The organism is Streptomyces sp. NPDC091377, assembly GCF_044757045.1.
Lineage (GTDB): Bacteria > Actinomycetota > Actinomycetes > Streptomycetales > Streptomycetaceae > Streptomyces.
This window is the reverse complement of record NZ_JBIVUE010000008.1, coordinates 246,381-272,415: the sequence shown is the minus strand read 5'-3', so window position 1 is coordinate 272,415 and position 26,035 is coordinate 246,381. Positions and strand designations below refer to the sequence as shown.

Genomic DNA, 26,035 nt, shown 5'->3' with positions numbered 1-26,035 from the left:
TCAGGTCATGACGTCGTGCTGCCCACCGAGAACCGGCTGAGGCGGCGCGAGGACTTCGCGACCGCGGTACGACGGGGCCGCCGGGCAGGCCGCCCGACCCTCGTCGTCCATCTTCGTAGCGGTGCCACGGACCCGCACGCGCCTGGGGAGAGCGCTCCTCCGGCTCGTGCGGGTTTCGTCGTGAGCAAAGCGGTGGGTGGTGCGGTCGTACGCAACTCGGTCAAGCGCAGACTGCGTCATCTCATGCGAGACAGGGTCGCCCTCTTGGCCCCCGGTAGCCTGGTAGTGGTACGAGCGCTGCCCGGGGCGGGTGACGCCGACCATGCACAGCTGGCCCAAGACCTGGATGCCGCCCTACAGCGGCTGCTGGGAGGGGGCGCGCGATGAAGTACCCGCTGCTGGCACTGATCAAGCTGTACCAGTGGACCATCAGCCCGTTGCTCGGGCCGGTGTGCAAGTACTACCCGTCGTGTTCCCACTACGGCTACACGGCCATAGACCGGCATGGTGCGATCAAGGGCACGGCACTGACGGCCTGGCGCATCCTGCGGTGCAATCCGTGGTCATTGGGCGGTGTGGACCATGTCCCGCCGCGCAAGCGCCCACGGTGGCACGAGATGCTGCGCAACGCATGGCGCGCACACAAGGGCGGGTCCTCCGCCGCCGAACCGGCCGCCGAAGCGATCCCTGCTTCGAGCCCGGCCGCAGAGACCCCGCCCCATGCCCAAGGAGCATGATTAGTGGACACGATTGCCGGCTTCTTCAGCTTCATCACCACACCCGTCTCGTGGGTCATCGTCCAGTTCCACTCGCTGTACGGTGCGGTCTTCGGCCCTGACACGGGGTGGGCCTGGGGCCTGTCCATCGTGTCCCTGGTGATTCTGATCCGTATCTGTCTGATCCCGCTCTTCGTGAAGCAGATCAAGGCGACACGGGCGATGCAGACGCTCCAGCCCGAGATGAAGAAGATCCAGGAGCGCTACAAGAACGACAAGCAGCGTCAGTCCGAAGAGATGATGAAGCTGTACAAGGAGACGGGTACCAACCCGCTCTCCTCGTGCCTTCCCATCCTGGCGCAGTCACCGTTCTTCTTCGCCCTGTACCACGTGCTGAACAGCATCGCGAACAACGACACCATCGGTGTGATCAACGAGCGGCTGCTGGCCAGCGCGCAGAAGGCGCACATCTTCGGCGCCCCGCTCGCGTCGAAGTTCACCGACGGCTCCGCCGAGGTGCAGGCGCTCGGTTCCACGATCACCGATGTGCGGGTCGTCACCGCCATCATGATCGTGCTGATGTCGCTGTCGCAGTTCTACACCCAGCGCCAGCTGATGACGAAGAACGTCGACACCTCGGTGAAGACGCCCTTCATGCAGCAGCAGAAGATGCTGATGTACGTCTTCCCGGTCATCTTCGCGGTCTTCGGCATCAACTTCCCGGTCGGTGTCCTCGTCTACTGGCTGACCACCAACGTGTGGACCATGGGCCAGCAGATGTACGTCATCCACAACAACCCGACCCCGGGTTCCAAGGCCCAGGCCGCCTATCTGGACCGTCTCTACAAGCACGTCACGAACCACGGCAAGACCCGCAACCGGCGTGAGCGCGCCGTGGTGAAGGCCATCGTCGCCAAGGGCCGTGACCGCAACGATCACGAGCGCAAGTTCATCACCGGTCTGTCCAAGGCCGGGCTCGCCGCCCAGGCCGACGGCACCGTGGACAAGAGCGACACCGCCGTCGTCGTGGAGCACGAGGACGGTACGACGACCACCACGGCGGCCACCCCCAGGCGCCAGCAGCCCAAGCGTCAGTCGAAGTCCCAGCGCCAGTCCGGCAGCGTCAAGCCGACGGGCGGTGAGAAGGGCGCGTCCTCCGACGCGACCTCGGACACGTCGTCCGAGGAGTCCGCCCCGATGTCGCTGAGCAAGTCAGACGCGTCCGACGCGTCCGACGAGTCCGACGGCAAGCAGGGCGGTTCCGCCGGTAAGCAGGGCGGAGCTGCCGCCAAGCAGGGCGGTTCGTCCGGTAAGCAGGGCGGCAAGTCCGGCAACGGCCGCAGCCGGGCCCAGTCCGGGCAGCGCAAGGGCGGCCCCCAGCGGCCCAAGTCCCCGACCAAGAAGTAAGAAGGAGTCCATCCCGTGACGGAAGGCACCACCTCCGCCGCTGCCGAGGGTGCAGACACCCTCACCCGCCTTGAGCAGGAGGGCGAGATCGCGGCGGACTACCTGGAGGGTCTGCTGGACATCGCCGACCTCGACGGCGACATCGACATGGACGTCGAGGGCGACCGCGCCGCCGTCTCGATCATCAGCGACTCGGCCGGCCGCGATCTGCACAAGCTCGTCGGCCGTGAGGGCGAGGTGCTGGAGGCGCTCCAGGAGCTGACCCGGCTGGCCGTGCACCGGGAGACCGGGGACCGCAGCCGACTGATGCTGGACATCTCCGGCTACCGGGCCAAGAAGCGCGCTGAGCTGGCCGAGCTGGGTGCCAAGGCCGCGGCCGAGGTCAAGAGCAGCGGCTCCCCCGTGAAGCTGAATCCGATGACACCGTTCGAGCGCAAGGTCGTGCACGACGCGGTGAAGGCCGCCGGCCTGCGCAGCGAGTCCGAGGGCGAGGAGCCGCAGCGGTTCGTCGTCGTCCTGCCCGCCTGAGCGGTCCTACGTTCCACCGGCCCCGTCTGTAGCGCAGACGGGGCCGAATTTTGTCAGCCTGATTCTGAGACTGACGGTCCCCCGGTAGATCCTGAGCCCTGATGGTCGGCGCGCGGTGCGCTGAAGCGGTATGGAAGGACGGTCCCTGTGACGGAGGCAGCGGAGCTTCCCCCTGCGCCTGAGGAGGCGCGGGCGGTGTTTGGAGATCGCTTCGCGGACGCGGTCCGGTATGCGGAGCTGCTCGCCGAGACAGGGGTGCAGCGCGGTCTGATCGGCCCGCGTGAGGTGCCCCGGCTGTGGGAGCGGCATCTCCTGAACTGCGCGGTGCTCTCGGAGGTCGTTCCCGAAGGGGTCACGGTCTGCGATGTCGGTTCCGGTGCCGGGCTGCCCGGTATCCCGCTCGCCCTGGTCCGGGAGGATCTGAAGATCACGCTCCTGGAGCCGCTGCTGAGGCGGACCAACTTCCTCACCGAGGTCGTCGAGCTACTGGGCCTGGACCATGTGACCGTGGTGCGTGGGCGGGCCGAGGAGGTCATGGGCAAGCTGCCACCGGTGCATGTGGTGACGGCACGGGCGGTCGCCCCGCTGGACCGGCTGGCCACCTGGGGCATCCCGCTGCTGCGGCCCTACGGCGAGATGCTCGCGCTCAAGGGCGACACCGCCGAGGAGGAGCTGAAGGCCGCGGCGACCGCGCTGAGCAAGCTCGGTGCCGTGGAGACGTCGATTCTGCATGTGGGTGAGGGGGTCGTGCATCCCCGCTCGACCGTGGTGCGGGTCGAGGTCGGGGAGAGTCCCGGCGGTGTGCGGTTCGCGGCGAAGCGGGCCAAGGCGGCACGGACGGGGCGGGTGCGACGGCGGCGCTGAGGCATCTGCCATCAGAACCATCCGTACTCCACACAAGCTGCCAAACCCATGCATGACGGAGTGTCGCGACAGTTCGGCCCCTGGCGCTGTGCATCGTGTTTCACGTGAAACGTCGCTCACTGCTGCACGGCATCATCAGTCGCGGCCGGGCCGCGGCCGAACCTCGCGACCGTAAGCCTCTCGGCGCCCTCGGAGAGGCTGCTCCGTCCATCCCGGAACGTCCTCAGTCCCTCGTGAGGGGCACGGAGTTGTCCACAGAGGTGGATTTCTCCACAGAAGAACAGACCTCGCTGGTTCGCGACCCCGAAGGCATGGGAGGCTCTGTTCATTGCGAGCCTGAAGTCGAGGAGAGTGAATCCTTGCGGTCCAACGCCAACATCGCGGGACCGATGACCGATCCGGTCCCCGGCCCCCGTACCGAATCGACGGGGGAGGATGTTTCACGTGAAACACCGCCCCCGATGGACGACACTCCCATCGGACGCGCTGCCCAACTGGCGGTGGAGGCTCTGGGGCGCGCGGGCGAGGGCCTCCCGAGGCCCGAGCAGACCCGTGTCATGGTCGTCGCCAACCAGAAGGGCGGGGTGGGCAAGACGACGACAACCGTCAACCTTGCCGCGTCGCTGGCCCTGCACGGCAGCCGGGTACTGGTGATCGACCTCGACCCACAGGGCAATGCGTCCACCGCCCTCGGCATAGACCATCACGCCGAAGTTCCTTCCATCTACGACGTGTTGATCGAGAGCAGGCCGCTCGCCGAAGTCGTCCAGCCGGTCCCTGATGTCGAGGGGCTCTTCTGCGCACCCGCCACCATCGATCTCGCCGGTGCGGAGATCGAGTTGGTGTCGCTGGTGGCACGGGAGAGCCGGCTTGAGCGGGCGATCCAGTCCTACGAGCAGCCGCTGGACTATGTCCTCATCGACTGCCCGCCCTCGCTCGGTCTGCTGACGGTCAACGCGCTCGTCGCCGGGCAGGAGGTACTCATCCCGATCCAGTGCGAGTACTACGCACTGGAGGGACTGGGTCAACTGCTCCGCAATGTCGATCTGGTGCGGGGGCACCTCAACCCCGCACTGCATGTGTCGACGATCCTGCTCACCATGTACGACGGCCGGACGCGTCTCGCGTCCCAGGTCGCGGAAGAGGTGCGCAGTCACTTCGGTGACGAGGTGCTGCGGACGAGCATTCCTCGCTCGGTCCGTATCTCCGAGGCACCGAGTTATGGGCAGACGGTGCTGACCTACGATCCAGGATCGAGCGGTGCCCTCTCCTATCTTGAGGCGGCCCGAGAAATCGCGCTGAAGGGTGTGGGCGTCTCCTACGACGCTCCCCACGCCCATATCGGCGCCCAGAGTGACCCGAGCATGGTGGAGGGGATCCAGTGAGCGAGCGACGAAGGGGTCTGGGCCGTGGGCTAGGCGCCCTGATCCCCAGTGCCTCGACAGAGAAGACGCCCGCACAGACCGCGGTAGGGGGCGGCGCATCCGGCGGCCCCGGGGCCGTGCCGGTGCTGAGCGATCGCGGGGTGGCTGCGGCTAAGGTTGCCACCCTGCCGCCTGTTTCACGTGAAACAGAGGGGCTGTCGGTCTTCCAGGAACCGGAGCACCCCGCGGCTCCGATCGGCGCGCACTTCGCCGAGATCCCGCTGGACGACATCACGCCGAACCCCCGGCAGCCGCGTGACAACTTCGATGAGGACGCGTTGCAGGAGCTGGTCACCTCCATCAAGGAGGTCGGTCTGCTCCAGCCCGTGGTCGTGCGCCAGGTGAGTGCCGGGCGCTACGAGCTGATCATGGGTGAGCGCCGGTGGCGAGCCTGCCGTGAGGCCGGCCTGGATGCCATCCCGGCGATCGTCCGGGCCACGGACGACGAGAAGCTGCTCCTGGACGCGCTCCTGGAGAACCTTCACCGCGCCCAGCTGAACCCGCTCGAAGAGGCTGCCGCGTACGACCAGCTCCTCAGGGACTTCAACTGCACGCACGACCAGCTCGCGGACCGGATCGGCCGGTCCCGTCCGCAGGTCTCCAACACCCTGCGCCTGCTGAAGCTCTCGCCCAAGGTCCAGAACCGGGTGGCGGCCGGGGTGCTCTCGGCCGGACATGCCCGGGCGCTGCTCTCCGTCGAAGATCTGGAGGAGCAGGAGCGGCTCGCGCACCGTGTGGTGACCGAGGGGCTCTCCGTCCGGTCCGTCGAGGAGATCGTGACCCTGATGGGGTCCCGCCCGCAGAAGTCGCAGCGGGCCAAGGGACCGCGTGCCGGTGCCCGGGTCTCGCCGGCGCTGAACGATCTGGCGTCGCGGCTCTCGGACCGGTTCGAGACACGGGTGAAGGTCGAGCTGGGCCAGAAGAAGGGCAAGATCACGGTCGAGTTCGCCTCACCCGACGATCTTGAGCGCATTCTCAGCACCTTCGCTCCCGGCGAGCGGCTGCTGCTCCAGCAGAGCTTGCTGGGCGGCGACGACGAGGACGCGGTGGAGGACTGAGCCTGAGCCTCGGCCCGGTTCCTGAGAAGGGCTGGGCCGAGCGGATACCGCTCGGCTGAAGCGCAGAGCGGGCCGCGTCCGGTGGGTACCGGGGAGCGGCCCGCTCTTTGCTTTCCGGCGGTGTCGACGCGATCGCCGGCTGGATACGATGCGAAGAGGTAGGGCGCATCCACTGCGTCCACCTGACAGGGCCCGTGACGCCGCGGGCGGAGGAAGCGAGGAACAGCCTTCATGGGGCGTCGGCTCGTACCGCTCACCCTGGACAACCTCCAGGACCTTCCCAAGCGCTGTCGTCAGTGTGTCTTCTGGGAACTGGACCCGGTCCGCGGAGGGGCCGCGGTCAAGGCGGGGACGTCGGCTCTGGAGAAGGAGTCCTGGATCTCCGCCGTCCTGCTGGACTGGGGGTCGTGCGGACGGGTCGTCTATGTGGACGAGGTCCCGGTCGGCTTCGTGCTCTACGCGCCGCCCGCCTATGTCCCCCGTGCGACGGCCTTTCCCACCAGTCCGGTCTCACCCGACGCCGTTCAGCTGATGACGGCCTTCATCATGCCGGGGTACCAGGGGCAGGGGCTGGGCCGGGTGATGGTGCAGACGGTCGCGAAGGATCTGCTGCGGCGGGACTTCAAGGCGATCGAGGCGTTCGGTGATGCCCGCTGGAAGGAGCCCGCGTGTGTGCTTCCGGCGGATCATCTGCTGGCCGTGGGCTTCAAGACCGTCCGGCCGCACCCCGTGCATCCGCGTCTGCGGCTGGAACTGCGGACCACACTGTCGTGGCGCGAGGACGTGGAGATGGCGATCGATCGACTGCTGGGAGGCGCCCGCAAGGAACCGGCGCTGCGGCCCCTGTGAGCCGTGGCGGCGGGCCTTTGGTCTTCTGTCGGTATGCGAAGGGGCCGACCTTTCTGGGTCGGCCCCTTCGTGTTTCACGTGAAACATCGCCCGGCGGGGATATCTGCCCCGCGATGACGGCGACGCGATCTACTCGGCGATGAAGTCCTGAAGGTCGCGCAGGATCGCGGCCTTCGGCTTGGCGCCGACGATGGTCTTCGCGACCTCGCCGCCCACGTAGACGTTGAGGGTCGGGATGGACATGACGCCGTACTTGGCGGCGATGTTCGGGTTCTCGTCAATGTTGAGCTTGACGATCTCGATCTTGTCGCCGTGCTCCTTGGCGATCGCCTCAAGGGACGGCGCGATCTGGCGGCACGGACCGCACCAGGCGGCCCAGAAGTCCACCAGTACGGGCTTGTCGCTCTTGAGGACGTCCTGATCGAAGGAGGTGTCGGTCACGTGCTTCAGATCGGCCACAGTGGGCTCCTTACATGAGTGGTGGGGAGGAGAGGCGGTCGCGCGGACGGGCGAGGTCAGACGGCGGCGGTCTTCTCGGGCTCGGCCTTCGCCTCGTCCGAGAGGGCGGCGAGGTACCGCTCGGCGTCGAGCGCGGCGGAACAGCCGGTGCCGGCCGCGGTGATCGCCTGGCGATAGGTGTGGTCGACTACGTCGCCCGCTCCGAAGACACCCGTCACGCTCGTCCGGGTCGAGGGGGCCTCCACCTTCAGATAGCCCTCACCGTCGAGGTCGAGCTGACCCTTGAAGAGTTCGGTGCGCGGGTCGTGGCCGATCGCGATGAACAGCCCGGTGACGGGCAGCTCCGACAGCTCACCGGTCTTGACGTTGCGCAGCTTCAGTCCGCTGAGCTTCTGGTCGCCCTGGACCTCGGCGATCTCGCTGTCCCACACGAACTTGATCTTCGGGTCGGCGAAGGCGCGGTCCTGCATCGCCTTGGAGGCGCGCAGGGTGTCCCGGCGGTGGACGATGGTGACGGACTTGGCGAACCGGGAGAGGAAGGTGGCCTCCTCCATGGCGGTGTCACCGCCGCCGATCACGGCGATGTCGTGGTCCTTGAAGAAGAAGCCGTCACAGGTGGCGCACCAGGAGACACCGCGACCGGAGAGCGCGTCCTCGTTGGGCAGGCCCAGCTTGCGGTGCTGCGAGCCGGTGGCGACGATGACGGCCTTGGCCCGGTGCACGGTCCCGGCGGTGTCCGTGACCGTCTTGATCTCACCGGAGAGGTCGACGGAGACGATGTCGTCGGGGACGAGTTCGGCGCCGAAGCGCTCGGACTGCGCCCGCATGTTGTCCATCAGCTCGGGGCCCATGATGCCGTCCTGGAAGCCCGGGAAGTTCTCGACCTCGGTGGTGTTCATCAACGCACCGCCCGCGGTGACCGCGCCCTCGAACACCAGGGGCTTGAGCGATGCGCGCGCGGTGTACAGCGCCGCCGTGTAGCCGGCGGGCCCGGAGCCGATGATGATCACGTTTCGGACGTCGCTCACGGCTTGGTTCCTCGTCTCTGAACTCGTCAGTTTCCGGTGGAGCCGCTTCTCAGGACTCTCACCCCACCCAACGGATCCTAGAGGGCTCGCATTCCCGCTGTGTCCGGGCACACGGAGGGGCGCCGCTGCCGTTGCTCAGGGATGCGCGTACGAGGTCTGCAGCAGTATCTCCGCGATCGCGGTGGAGGAGCGTTTGATGCAGGTCGCGTCCATGATGTACGCGGTGACCCGCCTGGCGTCGCTGGGGTCGGAGAGGACGACGAGCATGGCTTCGGTCCCCTGGTAGACGCCCTCGTCCACGGCGAGGGCCGGGTCGTCACGCCCGATGCCCTCTCGGACACAGTCGGGTACCGACGGCTCCTGGAGCACCCTGGGCGGATCTGCCTCGCCCTCCACCCCGAGGTCGTCCTTCGGGGTGCGCTCGGTACCGAGGGTGGACGCGGTTTCGGGGACGGAGAGGAGGTCGGCGACCTGCCGCTCCAGCGTTCCTGAGGAGAAGGTGTCGGCGACGGCGGTGGACCGTTCACCGTTCCCCGGGGTGGAGGTCTCCCCGTTCGTCAGCGTCGACAGCAGCACGGACCCGAGCCCCACGGCCGCCGCGGCGAAGGCGGCACCGATGACGGTCACCCGGCGGCGCCGGGCCCGGTCATGGGCCTTACGGCCGGGCCCGCTGGTCGAGACCCGGGCACGGCCTGCGGGGCGGTCGGCGGCGACCGATGTTTCACGTGAAACACGCACGCCGTCGTCCAGGTCGTGAGGCGTGCGCGCCCCGCCCTCTGTTTCACGTGAAACAAGCGCGTCGTCGTCATGAGAGCCGGGCGGGAACGGCTCGGCCGCGAGGGCGGCATCGATCCGGTCGGCGACATCGGTGGGCATGCCCACCGGGCCCGGCATCGTGCCCAGCAGCCCGCGGACCTCCTCCAGGGAGGCATGGACGTCGGCGCACAGCTCGCACGTCTCCAGATGCTCCCGCACCTCGGCGGTCCGGGACGAGGAGAGCAGGCCCTCGGTGAGGTCGGCGATCTCGGTGACGTCCGGATGCCCCGTCAAGTCTGTCGTGGATGTCACGCTCGCCCACCTCCGCCCTTCACAGCAGCTGAATCACTCGGCCCGGACTGCCGGGACCTGCTCTCGGGCGGTCCCGCTGCCGGTGGGACGGATGTCCCCTCCGTCCGGTTCCGTTCCCCGCCCGGATCGCCGTCGGGGGACGGCGGCCGGAGGTGGGTGAGGAGCGGCAGGAGTCTGGCTCTGCCCCGGGCGCAACGGCTCTTCACCGTACCGACCGGCACATCGAGGACCCGGGCCGCCTCGGCGACGGGATAGCCCTGCATGTCCACCAGGACCAGGGCGGCCCGCTGATCGGGCGGCAGGGTGCCCAGCGCCTCGATCAGCTGGCGGTGGAGATCGTTGCGCTCGGCGGGCGCCGAGGCCGACTCGTGCGGCTCCAGGAGCTGCTCCAGACGCTCGGTGTCGTCCACCGGCGAGGTCTTGCGGGAGGCCGCCTTGCGGGCGCGGTCCAGACAGGCGTTCACCGTGATCCGGTGGAGCCAGGTCGTGACGGCCGACTTCCCCTGGAAGGTGTGGGCGGCCCGGTAGGCGGAGACCAGGGCGTCCTGCACGGCGTCGGCGGCCTCCTCGCGGTCGCCGAGGGTACGCAGGGCGACGGCCCAGAGCCGGTCCCGGTGGCGCCGGACCAGCTCACCGAAGGCATGGGGGTCGCCCTCGACATGGCGGGAGAGGAGGTCCCGGTCGTTCACATCGCCGAACCGGACGTCGTCCGCCATCGCCCCTCCCCCTTCGCGCAGCGGTCAGCCGGTGAACTTCAGTTCCGTGACGGCCTGCTTGTAGCCGGCGCTGCTGAACTCGTCGCCCGACGCGTACGGAAGCGCCGTGAACCACACCAGTACGTACCGGCTGGCGACCGGCTTGTCGACCTTGATCTCAGCCGAGTTGCCGCTGGTCGTCGTCGAGCCCAGCTCCTTCATCGACGTCACCGGCACCGATGAACTCATGGAGTCCGTCGCGTACAGCGTGACCGCCGTGTGGTCGCCGCTGAACAGCAGACCGAGGTCGGCCGCCTTGACCTCACGCTCGGAGCCGAAGTCGTAGACGATGCCGACCCCGGGCTTGAAGGCCGGGTTCATCTTCGGTCCGTCGACGAAGCTCTTCGTTCGCCAGGTGGTGGAAGGGTCGCCGTCGTAGGTGTGCGGCACCTCGTCCGTCGCCTGGGGGGAGCCCTTGGCCACGTACTCCTGCGCGCCCGCGATCTTTATCGGCCGGACGGGCTTCGGCGCGTCGCCGTTGCCCTTGTCCCCGCTGTCCGTGGTCTGGGTCTGGTCGGCGTCGTCGGGCTTGTCGTTCTGCTCCAGCAGAGCGTCCGCGAGCTGCCAGCTGCCCAGGCCCAGCGCGGCGATCAGCAGCGCCGACACGGCCCACTTGAGTGCCTTGCCGGTACGGCTCTGCAACGGGGGCGGCGGCGGGGGCACCGGCTGGGTGTCGCCGGGACGCGGCGCCTGACGGCCGTACGAGCCCTGCTGGTAGGTCGTGCGCTGGTACTCCGGCGGGGCGGTGAACGTCGGCTCCGGCGGGCGGATGCGGGGCATCTCGCTGATCGCCTTGACCAGTTCCTCCGGCGTGGTGCACGGGGACTCGTGGCGCGAGGCGGTGGCACCGTCGTTGACCAGCGCCCGCATCGACAGCTCGGACAGACCCCGGTGAATGCCCGCCCGCACCTGGTCGGGGGCGATCAGGCCGATGGCCTTCGGCAGCCCGGCCAGCCCGTAGGCATCGTTCTCGTACGGCCAGCGCTGGGTGAGCGCGGCGTACAGGAGCGCGCCGATCGCCTCGGTGTCCGCCCGCTGCGGGGTGTCGGAGGCGATGCCGCGCAGCGCCGCGTTCACGGCGAGACCGCGGATGCGCCACTGTCCGCTGGAGGTGCGCAGCACGGCGTTGGGGCTGAGCCGCAGATGTGCCAGGCCCTCGCGGTGGGCCGCGGCCATGGCGGCGGAGATCTGATGTGCCATCTGGTAGGCGTCGTGCGGTTCCAGCGGGCCGCTCGCCAGCAGGGTGGTCAGCTCGATGGCGTCGGGCAGCCACTCATGGACGACGTAGACGAGGTCGTTCTCCTCGACGGCGTCGAGGACCTGGACGAAGCGGGGATCGCCCAGCAGCGCGGAGGAGCGGGCGGCGGCGAGGACGGAACGGGCCCGTGAGTGATCGGCGGGCAGGATGTGGACCCCGACGGCACGGCGGAGCTTCTCGTCCACCGCACGCCAGCTGCTGAATCCGTCCAGACGGGTGACGCATTCCTCCAGGCGGTAGCGTCTGGCGAGCTTGTGCCCGCTGTGCAGTTCCGGCGGCGCGGGGGCCCCGGGAGCCGCGGGAGACTCGGTCCCGCCACTCCCCTGTGCCTCGTCCTGCTCCGTGTCCCGCTCCGGGTTCTGGTCCGCCCCGTCGGCCGTGGACTGGTCCGCCTGGTCCGCCTCGGCGGCCAGCGGCTCGTCGCCGCTGGTGTCTGCCACGTCGACGGCAGCCCTGCTCCGTTCCGCCACCGTCGTCCCTGCCTCCCCATCTGTTGCGCCCCGTACGACGCCGAAACCAATTGTGCCCACAGTCCGCCGCTATGCACGACACACGATGACGGACGATGGTTGTGCGCGTACCCCCCTCAGCGGCCCAGACGCCCGCGGACCATGCCGACCAAGGAGTTCAGCTCCTCGATACGCATGCGACGGGACGCCACGAAGAAGATGCCGAGCAGCACGGTGCCGCCGCCCAGCAGGGCCGCGAACGAGCCGAGGACGCCCTGGCCGAGCACGTGGATGATGCCGTAGCAGGCCGCGCCGCTCAGCAGCGCCGCCGGGACCGAGGCGATGCTCAGCCGGGCGTAGGTGCGCAGCACGCGGGCGCCGTCGAGGTCGCCGCCGAGCCGCTGGCGCAGCCGGTTCCAGGCGACGCCGACGCCGATGACGTAGGCGAGTCCGTAGCTGGCGGCCATGCCGATCACGGCCCAGCGGGCGGGCAGCAGCAGGAAGCACAGCGCGGACGCCCCGGCGTTGACCGCGGCCACGATGACCGTGTTGTAGAAGGGGGTGCGGGTGTCTTCATACGCATAGAAGGCGCGGAGGACGACGTACTGCACGGAGTACGGGATCAGGCCGATGCCGAAGGCCATCAGCATGTATCCCATGTTGGTGGCGGCGCCGGTACCCGAGGAGCCGAAGATCAGGGTGCACATCGGGACGCCGAGCGCGACGAATCCGAAGGCGATCGGGACGATGGCGACGGCCGTGGTGCGCAGGCCCTGCGAGATGTCGTCGCGGACGGCGCCGGAGTCCTCTTCGTGGGCCGAGCGGGAGATCCGCGGCAGCAGCGCGGCCATCAGGGACACCGTGATGATGGCCTGCGGCAGTCCCCAGATCAACTGCGCGTTGGCATAGGCGCTGAAGCCGGTGCCCGCGATGTTGGTGTCCGAGACGGCGGCGGTCGCGAGCTGGGTGACGACGAGGGCGCCCGCCTGGTTGGCGAGGACGAACAGGATCGTCCACTTGGCGAGCATCGCGGCCTTGCCGAGGCCATGGCCCTTCCAGTCGAAGCGCGGCCGGATCCGGAAGCCGGTCTCGCGCAGATACGGGATCATCGCGAGCGACTGGACGACCAGGCCGAGCAGGATGCCGACGCCGAGCAGCCGCTCGCCCTCCGGCGGGATGTTGGAGACCGTCATCCCGGAGTCGGCGGCGCTGCCGTAGACCCACAGGAACATGCCCAGCGTCACGATGATGACGATGTTGTTCAGGACCGGCGTCCACATCATCGCGCCGAACCGGCCGCGGGCGTTGAGGATCTGGCCCATCACCACATGGATGCCCATGAAGAAGATCGAGGGCAGGAAGTAGCGGGTGAAGGTGACGGCCACGTCGTTGGCCGAGGCGTTGGAGGCGACCGGGTTCGACAGGGCGCGGACCAGATACGGCGCGCCGAGCACGGCGAGCACGGTGAGAGCGCCGAGGACCACCATCACCAGGGTCAGCAGTCGGTTGGCGTACGCCTCGCCGCCGTCCTCGTCGTCCTTCATGGCACGGACGAGCTGCGGGACGAAGACCGAGTTGAGGCCGCCGCCGACGGTGAGGATGTAGATCATGGTCGGCAGCTGGTAGGCGACCTGGAAGGTGTCGCCGAGCAGACCGACGCCGAGCGCCGAGACGATCATCGCCGAGCGGATGAAGCCGGTGAGCCGCGAGACCATGGTGCCCGCCGCCATCACGGCGCTGGACTTCAGCAGCCCCGCGGCCCGGCCGCTCTTCTTCGCCGCGGAGGAGGAACCGGCGGCCGGCGCCGGGGTGGGCGCCTCGGTCTCCGGCGCCGTCCTGGGGGTCGGCCGGTACTGCTCCGGCGGGGCGGTCTGCGGTGCGCCGTACTGGGCGTGCTGCCCGCCGTGCGGTGAGGCCGCGTACGGAGCCTGGGCCTGGGCGGATTGCTGAGCGTCGTACTGCTGGGCGTTGTACTGCTGCGCCCCGTACGGGGGGGACTGCTGGGCCCCGTACTGCTCGGCCTGGTGCGGTGCCTGCTGGGCCTCGTAGGAGGGGGCCGCGTACTGCGCCTGCGCGTGCTGCGCCTGCGCGTGCTGGCCGCCGCCTTCGGCGTAGGGGCCCTGCTGCTGGTGCTGCTGGTGCTGCTGGGGCGCCGGGTAGGCGTCCTGCGGGTAGCCGCCCTGGTGAGGGGTCGCCGCCGGGCCGGGGACGGCGGTGTGGGCGCCGTGGGCTCCGTGGGCGTCCGGGGGATGCACCCCGCTGTGCTGCTGGTCGCGGAAGAGGTGCGCGAAGGCGTCCGCCTCGTTGCGCTGGTCGCCGGCCTGGGTGACCAGGTCGTCCACGCCCACGAACTGGGTCGTGCGGGGATCGTCGCCGTGCGGCAGGTACTGGGTGGGGCCCTCCGGCTCCGGGGCGGGCGTCTGCGCCCAGACCCGGGGGTCGGGGGCGTACGGCGACTGCTGCGGCTGCCCGTACATCGGCTGCGGGGGGTAGGTGCCGGGGGGCGGCGGCGGGTGGGAGGCGCGGTCGTAGAGCGCCTCGGCGACCGGGTCCTGCGCGGCGAGATCCTGCTCGCGATAGGGGTCCTGGGCGTAGGCGTCCTGGAGGTACATGTCCGCGGCGTGCTGCGGCGGCACCTGACCGGGCTCGGCCTGCGGGTCCTCGGGGTGGCCCGAGCCGCCCGCGGCCTGACCGCGCTCACCGTCGTACGGCGCGTTCATGGTTACCCCACCTCATCGTCCCGGGCCGACCGGCCACGACATCCTCAACGGTCCACTCTCTCACCCGTCGCGGACGGGTCGGCGCTTTCCGCTGCGGTGTCCGGCGTCGGGTCACTCGGCTGCTGAGGGTCGGGTGCCCCCGGCCGGGTGCCGGACTCCTCCGAGTGAGGGGCCCCGGACCGCTCCTGGTGTTCCGGTGCCGCCCCGGCGTGGGTCCGGGTGTCGGGCCCGGTCCCGGCTTCGGTCCTGGCGTCGGTTCCGGCGTCAGGATCGGCGTCGGTCCCGGTGTCGGCCGGGTCCGGCCCGTCCTCGCCCGGTCCCTGGGCGGCCCGCTTGCGCTGGGTGTACATCCGGAACCCGGCGAGGACGAGCAGCAGGACGCCGCCGCCGATCACCAGCATCACCGTGGCGGTGATCTCGGTGACCTTCACGTCGAAGGTGACGGGAGTGCCGTACGCCTGGCCGTCCTCCGTGTACAGCTGGGCGATCACGGTCACCCGGCCGTTGGCGTTGGCGGAGGTGTCGAACTTCACCGACTGGCTGTGCCCGCCGGAGACGGAGACCGGCTGCTCGGCGTAGACGTCGCCGCCGATCTCCAGCCGGGTGGGACTGGTGGAGGTCAGCCTCAGCACCAGATTGTCGACGGGCTGGACCAGGTTGTTCTGCACGGTCACCGGGATGGTGGCGCTGCGTCCGGAGAGCTTGGTCTCCGACTTCTGGATGAGGGTGACCTGGTCGGACAGGTCCTCCAGGTAGTTCTCCACCCCGTTGCGGAAGCTCGTCGCCTCGGTGGCGCGGTCCCGCCAGGACGTGGACATCTCGCGGTTCATGGCGAGCCCGAAGGGTGTCACCACCCGGGACGGGTCGCTGAGGATCACCTTGAAGTTGTCGAGCTTGTCCTGGGTGGCGGCGATCTCCTCGAACGCCGTACGGGGAAGCTCCCGCTTGCGCAGCGAGGAGGGGTACTGGGAGGCGGACGGCACCTTGGTGGTGGCGCCCGGGTCCGGCTTCGCCTCCGCCGCGTCGGTGAGGTTCTGCATCTCGGACCAGCCGCCGCCCTGGAGCGCGGTCAGCGCCTCCGCCATGGCACGGGCCTGGCTCGCGCTCGGCATCCGCTGCGGGGCGACCACGATGCTGCGCTGCTGGTCCGACTGGAGGTTCAGCATCAGGCTCTGGGCGAGGAACTTCTGTACGGCGAGGCTGTTCGCGGACGCTTTGGTGAGATCGCCCTCGAAGGCCGTGGACAGCCGGGCGTCCGCCACCACCGCCGTCGTGCCGCCGCCGATCGGGCGGGCCGCGGAAGGGGTGTACGGCAGCCCCGCGGTCTCCTCCAGGCTGTCGCTGCGGGTGATCACCTTGTCCGCTCCGGCCGAGGTGGCGACCTTGACGATCGACGGGTCGATCGCGCCGTCCACCGGCCAGGCGAAGTCGGTGGTCGGCTTCACATGGAGGATCGGCCCGACCGTGTTGGCGACCACGTCGGTGGCCTCCTTGAGCCGGCTGAGCGAGCCGGTGGCATCGGTGCCGTTGTGCGCGAGGGAGGCCAGGTCGGGGTCGGCGAAGGGCAGCGCGACGACCTCTTCGCCCTGCACCGCCTTCTGCACCTGGGCCAGCCACTGCTTGGCCACCGCCTGGTGGGTCCCGGGTGTCGTGGCCCGGCCGCCGTCGCGCACCTCGTAGGTGCGGGTCATGGCGTCCACGGAGGCCAGCAGGTCCGGGTCGATCACCCAGGTGACGTCCAGCTCCTTGCCCAGCGCCACCATCCGCTCCAGTCGCCCGCCGGGGGCGATCTCCGCGGCGAGGTCGTCGTTGAGGAAGACCGGTGTCTGCTGCTCGTTGGCGTCGGTCTCGGCCGTCATCCGGACCGTCGAGACCAGCGGCCACAGGACCGTCGTCTTCGTACGGGCGTCCGCGCCGCCCGGCTGCCACGGCAGGAACGTGCGCTGGAGGCCCAGCACCGTCTCCCACGGCTGCGCGGCGGTCTCGCCGGACAGGGCCACCCCGAGCTGGTAGACACCGCTGCCGCCGAGGTCCAGATCGTCCGCCGGTACGGAGATGCTGAAGCGCTGGGCGACGCCCGGGGTGAGCTTGGGGAAGTCCTGGGAGTAGGAGTCGCCGACCGGGACGCCGTCCGCGCCGGAGACGTACCCCGTGCGCTCGGCGGCGTCGTCGACGTCCGAGCGGGTGCCGAGCTTCGGGCCCACGCGCAGATCCACGTACGCGTCCGTGACGGCCTGCTTGCCGGTGTTGGTCACCGAACCGGAGACCGTGACGGTGTCACCGTCCGTCGGGACACCGGGGCTGAGCGAGTCGATCGAGACGCTGACCGTACGGGTGCCGGTGCCGGCCTTCTCGGCGGACGGCGCGGTATGCGGTGTGGCCTGGGCGGACGGCGCGGCGGGCAGCTGGAGCAGACCCACCAGCAGGGGCGCGCCGGCGACCAGGGCGCCGGTGCGCCGCAGCCACCGGAGGGCAGGTGAGGGGGTCCCCTGGATGTCTGCCGCCTCGGCCACGCGCTCGCCCGTCCCTCGTCGTCGTCCGTGTCTCGGAATGTGCGTCCACGCATGGTAACGATGCGCGCCGAGGGGAAGTGCCGCAGTCCGTACGACAAGATCGGAAACGATGGATGGGCCGTCCTCTATATGCACGTATAAGGCCGTAGGCCGCTTCTCCCGAGGCCCAGGTCTCTCCTTATATACGTGTGCGGGGATTGAGCGGTTCCTGAGACCGAGCGGTGTGGAGCCTGGCGGGCCCGGGTCGGCGGGCCTTTCCGGGCGGGGGCCGGGAGGGTGCGGCCCCCGCCCGGACCGGGGCCGGGAGGATGCGGTCCCTTCCGGTTCGAGACCGGGAGGGTGCGGTCCTACCGCCGGGGCCCGGGGTGGCGGCAGCCGTGGGAAGTAATGGGTGCGCCTCGGGTGGCCCGGGCCACGTACCCTCTTCTGTTGTGCCGAACGCCAACGAAGACAACCTCAGCGCCCTGGACCGGGCGGCCGATCTCGCGCCCGACGAGCGGCTGCGGATCGCCCCGGTCGCCGACGATCTCGCCCGCCGCTTCCGGACGGCGGGGTTCTCCCTCGCCCTCGTCGGGGGCTCGGTGAGGGACGCGCTGCTCGGCCGGCTCGGCAACGACCTGGACTTCACCACGGACGCCCGCCCCGAGGACGTTCTGAAGATCGTGCGGCCCTGGGCCGACTCCGTCTGGGAGGTCGGCATCGCCTTCGGCACGGTCGGCGCCCAGAAGGACGGCTACCAGATCGAGGTCACGACCTACCGCTCGGAGTCCTACGACCGGACGTCCCGCAAGCCCGAGGTGGCCTACGGGGACTCCATCGAGGAGGACCTGGTCCGCCGTGACTTCACGGTGAACGCGATGGCGGTCGCCCTCCCGGAGAAGACCTTCATCGATCCGCACGGTGGCCGCGAGGATCTGACGGCGCGGGTGCTGCGTACCCCGGGCACCCCGGAGGCGTCCTTCTCGGACGACCCGCTGCGGATGATGCGCGCCGCCCGCTTCGCCGCCCAGCTCGACTTCACCGTGGCCCCCGAGGTCGTCACGGCGATGCGCGAGATGGCCGCCCGGCTGGAGATCGTCTCGGCCGAGCGGGTCCGGGAGGAGCTGAACAAGCTCCTGCTGTCAGGCCACCCCCGCAAGGGGCTGACGCTGCTGGTCGACACCGGCCTCGCGGACCAGGTCCTGCCCGAGCTGCCCGCGCTGCGGCTGGAACGGGACGAGCACCACCGCCACAAGGACGTCTACGACCACACCCTGATCGTTCTGGAGCAGGCGATCGCGCTGGAGCAGGACGGCCCCGATCTCACGCTGCGCCTCGCCGCGCTGCTGCACGACATCGGCAAGCCGCGCACCCGCCGCTTCGAGCAGGACGGGCGGGTCTCCTTCCACCACCACGAGGTCGTCGGCGCCAAGATGACCAAGAGGCGGATGATGGCGCTGAAGTACTCCAATGATCTGGTGAGGGATGTCTCGCGGCTGGTCGAGCTGCATCTGCGTTTCCACGGTTACGGCACCGGCGAGTGGACCGACTCCGCCGTGCGCCGCTATGTCCGTGACGCCGGCCCGCTGCTGGACCGCCTCCACAAGCTGACCCGCTCGGACTGCACGACCCGCAACAAGCGCAAGGCGGTCGCGCTGTCCCGGGCGTACGACGGTCTGGAGGAGCGGATCGCCCAGCTCCAGGAGCAGGAGGAGCTGGACTCGATCCGTCCCGATCTCGACGGGAACGAGATCATGCAGCTCCTCGGTATCGGCCCGGGACCCGCGGTCGGCCGGGCTTACCAGCACATGCTGGAGCTGCGGCTGGAGCATGGACCGATGGAGCACGGCGAGGCGGTGGCCGCACTCAAGGAGTGGTGGACGCAGCAGCCGGAGGCGTGAGCCGGTAGCGACACCGACGAGCGACGCCGACGGGGCCATGTTTCACGTGAAACATGGCCCCGTTTCTCATCGGGCTGCTCGTTTCTCACCGCAGCGGCGTCGATGTTTCACGTGAAACATCGAGCGACCGGGTCAGACTCAGACGTCCTTCAGGCACAGCAGGAACTCAGCCCCGTCCCCGGTCTCCGCGTAGAAGCTCGTGGCGCCCGTGACCTCGCGGCACTCGGTCTCCGCGGTCACGGACGAGAAGTTGCCCTCGATCTTCTTGAGGACTTCGGCATTGGCCTCGGCGGAGCCGCAGTCCACGACCTCCATGCGGTCCGAGGACGACGACGCGGACTTCAGACAGTCGCCCACGGCGGCCTGGTCGGCGTCGTCCCGGCTGGTTATGTACCACCCGACACCCGCGCTGATGACGGCGATCGCGATGACGACGTTCTTGATCGTCTTGAAGCCGATCTTACGGCGGGGCGGCTCCGGCGGGGCGGCGGTGTACGGGCTGCCCTGCTGCGGGATGCCGCCCTGCGGAGGCGTCTGGCCCTGGGCGAAGGGGTTCTCCCCCTGCGGCTGGTTCTGGGCGAACGGGTTGCCCTGGGGCGGCGGAGTGGTCACGTGGGAGTCCCCCTGAAAGTAACGAATGGGTGAGCGGCGCGCATTGACCGCGCTTAAGACCCACGTAAGTTATCGGCCACCACTGACAACGCGGCCCCCCGGACGATGTCTGTGGCCTTCATGTGACACTCACCGTCGATCAAAGCGGGCCATAGCCACCGCAACTCCCGCATAGATCGCGGCAACGGTGAGCACCAGAGGCACCGAGCGGCCGTCCGGGGGCAGCATCAGGGCGGCCATTCCGGCGGCGCTGACGAAGGCGACGTTGAAGAGGACGTCGTAGACCGCGAAGATCCGGCCGCGGAAGCCGTCCTCCACCGTGGACTGCACGACGGTGTCCGTGGCGATCTTCGCGCCCTGTGTCGTCAGTCCCAGTACGAACGCCGCCGCGAGCAGCGGTGCCGTCGCGAAGGGCAGTCCGAGCGCGGGTTCCAGTACCGCAGCGGCCCCCGAGCAGACGACGATCCAGCCGATCCGCCCGAAGCGGCCCACGGCCCAGGGCGTCACCACGGCCGCCGCGAAGAAGCCCGCCCCCGAGACCCCCAACGCCAGCCCCAGCAGCGCGAGTCCGTCCTCGGTCGTGGAGGTGAGGGCGTAGCGGCAGAGCATCAGCAGGGTGACCGTGAGGGCGCCGTAGCAGAACCGCATGAGGGTCATCGCGCCGAGTGCCCACGCGGCCTCCCGGCGGCGCGGTGCCGCGAGATGCCGTACGCCCGCCAGTAGATCGCGTGTGGTGCCGACGAGGGCCGCGCGCAGCCGTGGCTGGATCAACGCGGGGGCGGGGCCCAGCAGTGCGCGCGGGATCCGCAGGGACGCGAGCGCCCCGCACAGATAGAGGGCCGCCCCGACGAGCACCACGGCGGCGTCGGAGTCGGACACCGTCAGCCGCACCACGAAGGCCACACCGCCGCCCGCGGTCGCGGCGAGCGTCCCGGCCGTGGGGGAGAGGGAGTTGGCGACCACCAGGCGCTCGGCGTCCACGACGCGGGGCAGCGCGGCGGACAGGCCCGCGAGGACGAAGCGGTTGACGGCGGTGACGCACAGCGCGGAGACGTAGAACAGCCAGTCCGGTGCGGGGCTGATCATCAGCAGGGCCGTGCCGGTGGCGAGGACGGCGCGCAGCAGATTGCCGTAGAGGAAGACCTGGCGTCGGCGCCAGCGGTCGAGCAGGACGCCGGCGAAGGGGCCGACCAGGGAGTACGGGAGGAGCAGGACCGCCATCGCGGAGGCGATCGCGGCGGGCGAGGTCTGGCGCTCCGGGGAGAAGACGACGTAGGTGGCGAGGCCGATCTGATAGGCGCCGTCGGCGCCCTGGGAGAGCAGTCGTACGGCGAGCAGCCGCCGGAAGTTCCCGAAGCGCAGCAGAACGCGCAGATCACGTACGACGGCCATGGGGCCCAGCCTCACATACGGGGAGGGTCCCCGGAGGCAATGCCCCGGGGACCCTCGGCAGCCCGGCGTGATCGGGCCGGTGCGTGCTCGACGTCAGCGCTCGACGTCGCCCTGGATGAACTTCTCCACGTTTTCACGCGCCTCGTCGTCGAAGTACTGGACGGGCGGGCTCTTCATGAAGTAGCTCGACGCGGAGAGGATCGGACCGCCGATGCCGCGGTCCTTGGCGATCTTCGCGGCGCGCAGGGCGTCGATGATGACACCGGCCGAGTTCGGGGAGTCCCAGACCTCCAGCTTGTACTCAAGGTTCAGCGGGACGTCACCGAAGGCGCGGCCTTCCAGGCGGACGTAGGCCCACTTGCGGTCGTCCAGCCAGGCGACGTAGTCGGACGGGCCGATGTGGACGTTCTTCTCGCCCAGCTCGCGGTCGGGGATCTGCGAGGTGACGGCCTGGGTCTTGGAGATCTTCTTCGACTCCAGGCGGTCGCGCTCCAACATGTTCTTGAAGTCCATGTTGCCGCCGACGTTGAGCTGCATCGTGCGCTCCAGGACGACGCCGCGGTCCTCGAACAGCTTCGCCATCACACGGTGCGTGATGGTGGCACCGACCTGCGACTTGATGTCGTCGCCGACGATCGGGACGCCCGCCTCGGTGAACTTGTCCGCCCACTCCTTGGTGCCGGCGATGAAGACCGGGAGGGCGTTGACGAAGGCGACCTTGGCGTCGATGGCGCACTGGGCGTAGAACTTCGCCGCGGCCTCGGAGCCGACGGGCAGGTAGCAGACGAGGACGTCGACCTGCTTGTCCTTGAGGATCTGGACGATGTCGACCGGGGCCTCGTCGGACTCCTCGATGGTCTCGCGGTAGTACTTGCCGAGGCCGTCGAGGGTGTGGCCGCGCTGGACGGTCACCCCCGTGGAGGGCACGTCGCAGATCTTGATGGTGTTGTTCTCGGAGGCGCCGATGGCGTCCGCGAGGTCGAGACCGACCTTCTTCGCGTCGACATCGAACGCGGCGACGAACTCCACGTCGCGGACGTGGTACTCGCCGAACTGCACGTGCATGAGGCCCGGCACCTTGGACGCCGGGTCGGCGTCCTTGTAGTACTCGACGCCCTGCACCAGCGACGCGGCGCAGTTGCCCACGCCGACGACGGCTACGCGAACCGAACCCATTCCGGTTGCTCCCTGTGTGTACTCGGTGAGGCCCTGGCGGGGCATCACGTGACGGTGTCGTCGGGCGTATCCGGCCCGGAGGTGTCTCCGGGCCGGGGCAGGACGCCCGGCGCTCCAGTGGTGTTCTGCTGAGCGGAGTCCCCGGTGTCGGAGCCCCGAAGGTCCCGTCCGGCCCGCTCACTCTCGATGAGCTCGTTCAGCCAGCGCACCTCGCGCTCCACGGATTCCATCCCGTGGCGCTGGAGCTCAAGCGTGTAGTCGTCGAGGCGCTCCCGGGTGCGGGCCAGTGAGGCCCGCATCTTCTCCAGGCGCTCCTCCAGCCGGCTCCGGCGGCCTTCGAGGACGCGCATCCGGACATCGCGCGAGGTCTGCCCGAAGAAGGCGAACCGTGCGGCGAAGGTCTCGTCCTCGTACGCGTCGGGTCCGGTCTGCGAGAGCAGCTGCTCGAAGTGCTCCTTGCCCTCGGCGGTCAGCCGGTAGACGATCTTGGCCCGGCGGCCGGTGAGGGGAGCGGCGAGCGCGTCCTCGGTGGTGTTCCCCGGTTCCTCGATCAACCAGCCGTTGGCGACCAGCGTCTTGAGGCAGGGATACAGCGTTCCGTAGCTGAACGCCCGGAACACGCCCAGTGACGTGTTGAGTCGTTTGCGCAGCTCATAGCCGTGCATCGGGGATTCGCGGAGCAGGCCGAGTACGGCGAACTCAAGGATCCCGGAACGCCGGCTCAATGTCGCCTCCCCTCTGCCGCGGCCCGTCTGACGGGCGCCGTGACGGTCTTTATGTCGCGCTGATGTATCGAATCGATACATCACGACGATAGAACGGCCTTCCGGATGGGACAAGAGGGAGAACGGTGAACGGCGTCACATCACTGATTCGTAGGAAGCAAGTTGCCTGTTTTGGGGTGAACTTCGGGGCTAGGCGGGTTTTGACGGTGCGTAGTCTGTCCGCCATGCAGACCGCCGGGAACCACGAGGCGCGAGGGGACGTCCTGGTCCTCGGTGCAGTACGGGTGAATGCGGGATCGACCGCATCCGTACTTCGGGGGGACCGGAAACCAGCCGCTGTTTCCAGGCGCGCACGGATGCGCCTGCCCGAGGAGTAGTCGTTCGATGAGCGAGCACCGTCGCAAACCGCCGCAGCCGCAGGGAGGCGGACGCGCCGCGGCCCGACGTGGCGCGTCCGCCTCGTCCTCCGGTCGCCGTGCGACACCGCGAGGCGCCACCGGGTCTCCTTCCGAGGCCCATGGCCCGGATCATGGGACAGGAGACGAGGAGCGGCCCTACAGTGGCCGCGCCGAGGCCCGCCGTGCGGCCCAGAGAAGTACCGGAGGCCGCCGTCGGGCTGCCGATCCCGGCCGGAGCGGGCGCCGAGCCCCCGCCGGCCGCCCCCGTGGGTCCGCCCCCGGCAAGAAGCGGATCATCGACTATCCGCGGACGGACCGGGACGGCTGGCGCCGCTGGGTGCCCTCGTGGCGACTGACCTCGGGGCTGTGCATCGCCTTCTTCGGCAGTCTCGTCGCGATCGCGGGTGTCGGTTACGCGCTGGTGGAGGTGCCGAACGTCGCGCTGACGGCGAAGGCGCAGAACAACGTCTACTACTGGTCGGACGGCTCCGAGATGGTGGCGACCGGTGGTGAGACGAACCGGCAGATCGTCAACCTGTCCCAGATCCCCATCGAGATGCAGGACGCGGTCATCTCGCAGGAGAACAAGACCTTCCGCACGGACAGCGGCATCGACCCGAAGGGCATCGCCCGCGCCATGATGAACATGGCCAGGGGCGAGAGCACGCAGGGTGGCTCCACGATCACTCAGCAGTACGTGAAGAACGCGCGGCTGGACGATCAGTCGCAGACCGTCACGCGTAAGTTCAAGGAGCTGTTCGTCTCCATCAAGGTGGGCACCGATGTCTCCAAGGAAGACATCATGGCGGGCTACCTGAACTCCGCGTACTACGGTCGCAACGCCTACGGCATCGAGGCCGCCGCCCGCGCCTACTTCAACAAGAAGGCCATAGACCTGAACCCGGGCGAGTGCGCCTTCCTGGCGGCCACGCTCAAGGGCGCCACGTACTACGACCCCGCCGGGGCCACCACCATCGACCGCGCCGCCACCCCGGAGGCGAACAAGAAGCGTGCCCTGGCCCAGATGCAGGACACCCTGAACAAGATGGTCGAGTACGGGCACCTCGATCGCGAGACGCGGGACAAGTACACCGAGCTGCCCAAGGTCCAGAACCCGCGCTTCAACACCGCGCTCAGCGGACAGATCGGCTACCTGGTCGACCTCGCCAACGGCTATCTGGTCAACAACTCCGAGAAGACCGGCATCACGGAGAAGAAGCTCCGTGACGGCGGTCTCTCCATCCACACGACCTTCGACAAGAAGAAGATCGGCCAGTTGGAGAAGGCGGTCCAGAAGGTCGAGAAGGAGAACATCGACCCCAAGAAGCGTCCGGACACCGACACCCACGTCCAGTTCGGTGGCGCTTCCGTGGACCCGAAGTCGGGGGCCATCGTCGCGATCTACGGCGGTGAGGACTCGACCAAGCACTTCACCAACAACGCGGACCAGACCGGTGCCCAGGTCGGCTCGACCTTCAAGCCGTACGTGCTGGCCGCGGCGATGAAGTGGGGCATCAGAGACCCCGACCTCAGCGAGGTGCAGGCCCAGGACGAGCGCACCCAGGTCTCGCCGAAGAGCATGTACAACGGCAAGAACAAGCTCAAGATCGAGAACTACGACGACTCGATCTGGCACAACGAGGAGGGAGAGGAGTGGCTGCAGGTCAACGACGGTGACGAGACGTACGGCGATCCGCCGAACTACGAGATCGACCTCCGTACGGCCATGCAGTACTCGGTGAACTCCGCCTACGTGCAGCTCGGCATGGATGTCGGCCTGGACAAGGTCAAGGAGGCGGCCGTCGACTCGGGTGTGCTGGAGGGCAGCCTGACCGGTATCGACTTCCCGTCGTTCTCCCTCGGCATCTCCGACCCCAGCGCGATCCGTATGGCGGGCTCGTACGCCACCTTCGCCGCCAGCGGCAAGCAGAACGACCCGTTCTCGGTCACCAAGGTCAGCAGCAAGGACGGCGAGCTGTTCAAGCACGAGGCGGCGCCGAACCAGGCGTTCACCTCGCAGATCGCCGACAACGTGACGGACGTCCTGAAGACCGTGGTCGAGGACGGCACGGGCACCAACGCTCAGCTGGAGGGCCGCGACGTCGCCGGCAAGACCGGTACGACCGACGACAACCTGTCGGCCTGGTTCGTCGGCTACACCCCGCAGCTGTCGACCGCGATCAGCATGTTCCGCTACCCGGACGACGAGACGGTCAAGGACCGCACGTTCCTCCCCATGTACGGAACCGGTGACCAGGATTCCATCCACGGTGCCTCCTTCCCGTCGGAGATCTGGCAGGCGTACATGGCGGAGGCGATGAAGGGCGAGAAGAAGGCGAAGTTCCCCGAGCCGGAGCCCATCGGCGAGGTCGTGAACGATGCCCCGTCCCTGCCTCCGACGCCTTCGGCCACCGAGACCGAGGAGAAGACGACTCCGCCGCCGACCCCGTCCCCGACTCCGGAGGAGACCACTCCCTCGCCCTCCGCGACCGAGTCGTGCACCGACTTCCTCGGCTGCGAGGACGGTGGTGGTGAGAACGGCGACACGGAGAACGGCGGCACGGAGAACGGTGGCGCCGACGGTGGTGTGACCGATCCACCAGGACCGACCAACACCGGCGGAAACGGCAACGGGAATGGGAACGGAAACGGCAACGGGAATGGGAACGGCGGTGATGAAGGTGGCATCTTCGCAGGTCCAGCCGGGTAGCGCCCGGTAGCCCCGTTCTGTCCCGCCGTGGATGTTTCACGTGAAA

Annotated in this window: 21 protein-coding genes; 10 read left to right on the top strand and 11 right to left on the bottom strand. The window is 69.0% G+C overall.

Annotated elements, in window-relative coordinates; translation table 11 throughout:
- Positions 1-15 precede the first annotated feature (15 nt).
- The 8 genes from rnpA to ACIQNG_RS20130 all read left to right on the top strand — a co-directional run bounded on the left by rnpA (position 16) and on the right by ACIQNG_RS20130 (position 6,846).
- Entirely contained in the window at positions 16-387 is a 372-nt protein-coding gene (rnpA, locus tag ACIQNG_RS20165) for a ribonuclease P protein component (protein ID WP_401486591.1), read from the top strand.
- Positions 384-737 (top strand): membrane protein insertion efficiency factor YidD, encoded by a 354-nt coding sequence (gene yidD, locus ACIQNG_RS20160; RefSeq protein ID WP_401437836.1) that lies wholly within the window; start codon positions 384-386, stop codon positions 735-737. The genes rnpA and yidD overlap by 4 nt, the downstream gene beginning before the upstream one ends.
- A gap of 3 nt (positions 738-740) precedes the next feature.
- Positions 741-2,123: a membrane protein insertase YidC gene (gene yidC, locus ACIQNG_RS20155; protein WP_401486589.1), complete on the top strand. Its 1,383-nt coding sequence runs from the start codon at positions 741-743 to the stop codon at positions 2,121-2,123.
- Between the two features lie 15 nt (positions 2,124-2,138).
- The gene (locus ACIQNG_RS20150; RefSeq protein ID WP_401437842.1) at positions 2,139-2,651 is read left to right on the top strand and encodes a protein jag; all 513 of its coding nucleotides are present in this window, start codon (positions 2,139-2,141) and stop codon (positions 2,649-2,651) included.
- 147 nt (positions 2,652-2,798) lie between these two features.
- Positions 2,799-3,515: a 16S rRNA (guanine(527)-N(7))-methyltransferase RsmG gene (rsmG, locus tag ACIQNG_RS20145; protein WP_401437844.1), complete on the top strand. Its 717-nt coding sequence runs from the start codon at positions 2,799-2,801 to the stop codon at positions 3,513-3,515.
- A gap of 311 nt (positions 3,516-3,826) precedes the next feature.
- Entirely contained in the window at positions 3,827-4,900 is a 1,074-nt protein-coding gene (locus ACIQNG_RS20140) for a ParA family protein (protein ID WP_401437995.1), read from the top strand.
- On the top strand, positions 4,897-5,997 hold the full coding sequence (locus tag ACIQNG_RS20135) for a ParB/RepB/Spo0J family partition protein (RefSeq protein WP_401486586.1): 1,101 nt from the start codon (positions 4,897-4,899) through the stop codon (positions 5,995-5,997). Before ACIQNG_RS20140 ends, ACIQNG_RS20135 begins: the two co-directional genes overlap by 4 nt.
- Before the next feature lie 231 nt (positions 5,998-6,228).
- The gene (locus ACIQNG_RS20130; protein WP_401437849.1) at positions 6,229-6,846 is read left to right on the top strand and encodes a GNAT family N-acetyltransferase; all 618 of its coding nucleotides are present in this window, start codon (positions 6,229-6,231) and stop codon (positions 6,844-6,846) included.
- 129 nt (positions 6,847-6,975) lie between these two features.
- On the opposite strand, the gene trxA is transcribed toward ACIQNG_RS20130, so the two are convergent.
- The 7 genes from trxA to ACIQNG_RS20095 form a co-directional block, all read right to left on the bottom strand.
- The gene (gene trxA / locus ACIQNG_RS20125; RefSeq protein WP_401486585.1) at positions 6,976-7,305 is read right to left on the bottom strand and encodes a thioredoxin; all 330 of its coding nucleotides are present in this window, start codon (positions 7,303-7,305) and stop codon (positions 6,976-6,978) included.
- Positions 7,306-7,361: 56 nt separating this feature from the next.
- A complete protein-coding gene (trxB, locus tag ACIQNG_RS20120) occupies positions 7,362-8,333 on the bottom strand; it encodes a thioredoxin-disulfide reductase (protein WP_401437855.1) in 972 nt (323 codons plus the stop codon).
- Positions 8,334-8,468: 135 nt separating this feature from the next.
- A complete protein-coding gene (locus ACIQNG_RS20115) occupies positions 8,469-9,401 on the bottom strand; it encodes an anti-sigma factor family protein (RefSeq protein WP_401486582.1) in 933 nt (310 codons plus the stop codon).
- Positions 9,398-10,117 carry an RNA polymerase sigma factor SigM gene (gene sigM, locus ACIQNG_RS20110; RefSeq protein ID WP_401437860.1) on the bottom strand — a complete coding sequence of 240 codons (720 nt, stop codon included), beginning with the start codon at positions 10,115-10,117 and terminating at the stop codon, positions 9,398-9,400. Before sigM ends, ACIQNG_RS20115 begins: the two co-directional genes overlap by 4 nt.
- 24 nt (positions 10,118-10,141) lie before the next feature.
- The gene (locus tag ACIQNG_RS20105; RefSeq protein WP_401486580.1) at positions 10,142-11,884 is read right to left on the bottom strand and encodes a protein kinase family protein; all 1,743 of its coding nucleotides are present in this window, start codon (positions 11,882-11,884) and stop codon (positions 10,142-10,144) included.
- 116 nt (positions 11,885-12,000) lie between these two features.
- Positions 12,001-14,583 (bottom strand): murein biosynthesis integral membrane protein MurJ, encoded by a 2,583-nt coding sequence (gene murJ, locus ACIQNG_RS20100; RefSeq protein ID WP_401486578.1) that lies wholly within the window; start codon positions 14,581-14,583, stop codon positions 12,001-12,003.
- A 44-nt stretch (positions 14,584-14,627) separates the two neighbouring features.
- Positions 14,628-17,096, bottom strand: a complete 2,469-nt coding sequence (locus ACIQNG_RS20095; protein ID WP_401486576.1) for a DUF6049 family protein — start codon at positions 17,094-17,096, stop codon at positions 14,628-14,630.
- A 431-nt stretch (positions 17,097-17,527) separates the two neighbouring features.
- Between ACIQNG_RS20095 and ACIQNG_RS20090 the strand changes: the two genes are divergently transcribed.
- On the top strand, positions 17,528-18,976 hold the full coding sequence (locus ACIQNG_RS20090; protein WP_401486574.1) for a CCA tRNA nucleotidyltransferase: 1,449 nt from the start codon (positions 17,528-17,530) through the stop codon (positions 18,974-18,976).
- Between the two features lie 138 nt (positions 18,977-19,114).
- Here the strand turns inward: ACIQNG_RS20090 and ACIQNG_RS20085 are convergent, their stop codons facing one another.
- The 4 genes from ACIQNG_RS20085 to ACIQNG_RS20070 all read right to left on the bottom strand — a co-directional run bounded on the left by ACIQNG_RS20085 (position 19,115) and on the right by ACIQNG_RS20070 (position 22,881).
- The gene (locus ACIQNG_RS20085; protein WP_401437871.1) at positions 19,115-19,588 is read right to left on the bottom strand and encodes a hypothetical protein; all 474 of its coding nucleotides are present in this window, start codon (positions 19,586-19,588) and stop codon (positions 19,115-19,117) included.
- Positions 19,589-19,717: 129 nt separating this feature from the next.
- The gene (locus tag ACIQNG_RS20080; protein WP_401486572.1) at positions 19,718-20,980 is read right to left on the bottom strand and encodes an MFS transporter; all 1,263 of its coding nucleotides are present in this window, start codon (positions 20,978-20,980) and stop codon (positions 19,718-19,720) included.
- Between the two features lie 93 nt (positions 20,981-21,073).
- Positions 21,074-22,156, bottom strand: coding sequence for an inositol-3-phosphate synthase (locus ACIQNG_RS20075; protein ID WP_401437875.1), 1,083 nt, complete (start codon positions 22,154-22,156; stop codon positions 21,074-21,076).
- 44 nt (positions 22,157-22,200) lie between these two features.
- The gene (locus ACIQNG_RS20070; protein ID WP_401486570.1) at positions 22,201-22,881 is read right to left on the bottom strand and encodes a helix-turn-helix transcriptional regulator; all 681 of its coding nucleotides are present in this window, start codon (positions 22,879-22,881) and stop codon (positions 22,201-22,203) included.
- 384 nt (positions 22,882-23,265) lie between these two features.
- Here ACIQNG_RS20070 and ACIQNG_RS20065 point away from each other — a divergent pair, with 384 nt between their 5' ends.
- Positions 23,266-25,989, top strand: coding sequence for a transglycosylase domain-containing protein (locus tag ACIQNG_RS20065; RefSeq protein ID WP_401486568.1), 2,724 nt, complete (start codon positions 23,266-23,268; stop codon positions 25,987-25,989).
- The last annotated feature ends 46 nt before the right edge of the window (positions 25,990-26,035 follow it).

What these genes read in the sequence shown, in the direction of transcription:
- ACIQNG_RS20065 (WP_401486568.1), top strand. Translation starts at nt 23,266, where the DNA reads ATGAGCGAGCACCGTCGCAAACCGCCGCAGCCGCAGGGAGGCGGACGC.
- murJ (WP_401486578.1), bottom strand. Translation starts at nt 14,583, where the DNA reads ATGAACGCGCCGTACGACGGTGAGCGCGGTCAGGCCGCGGGCGGCTCG.
- yidD (WP_401437836.1), top strand. Translation starts at nt 384, where the DNA reads ATGAAGTACCCGCTGCTGGCACTGATCAAGCTGTACCAGTGGACCATC.
- ACIQNG_RS20080 (WP_401486572.1), bottom strand. Translation starts at nt 20,980, where the DNA reads ATGGCCGTCGTACGTGATCTGCGCGTTCTGCTGCGCTTCGGGAACTTC.
- sigM (WP_401437860.1), bottom strand. Translation starts at nt 10,117, where the DNA reads ATGGCGGACGACGTCCGGTTCGGCGATGTGAACGACCGGGACCTCCTC.
- ACIQNG_RS20130 (WP_401437849.1), top strand. Translation starts at nt 6,229, where the DNA reads ATGGGGCGTCGGCTCGTACCGCTCACCCTGGACAACCTCCAGGACCTT.
- ACIQNG_RS20075 (WP_401437875.1), bottom strand. Translation starts at nt 22,156, where the DNA reads ATGGGTTCGGTTCGCGTAGCCGTCGTCGGCGTGGGCAACTGCGCCGCG.
- ACIQNG_RS20140 (WP_401437995.1), top strand. Translation starts at nt 3,827, where the DNA reads ATGGGAGGCTCTGTTCATTGCGAGCCTGAAGTCGAGGAGAGTGAATCC.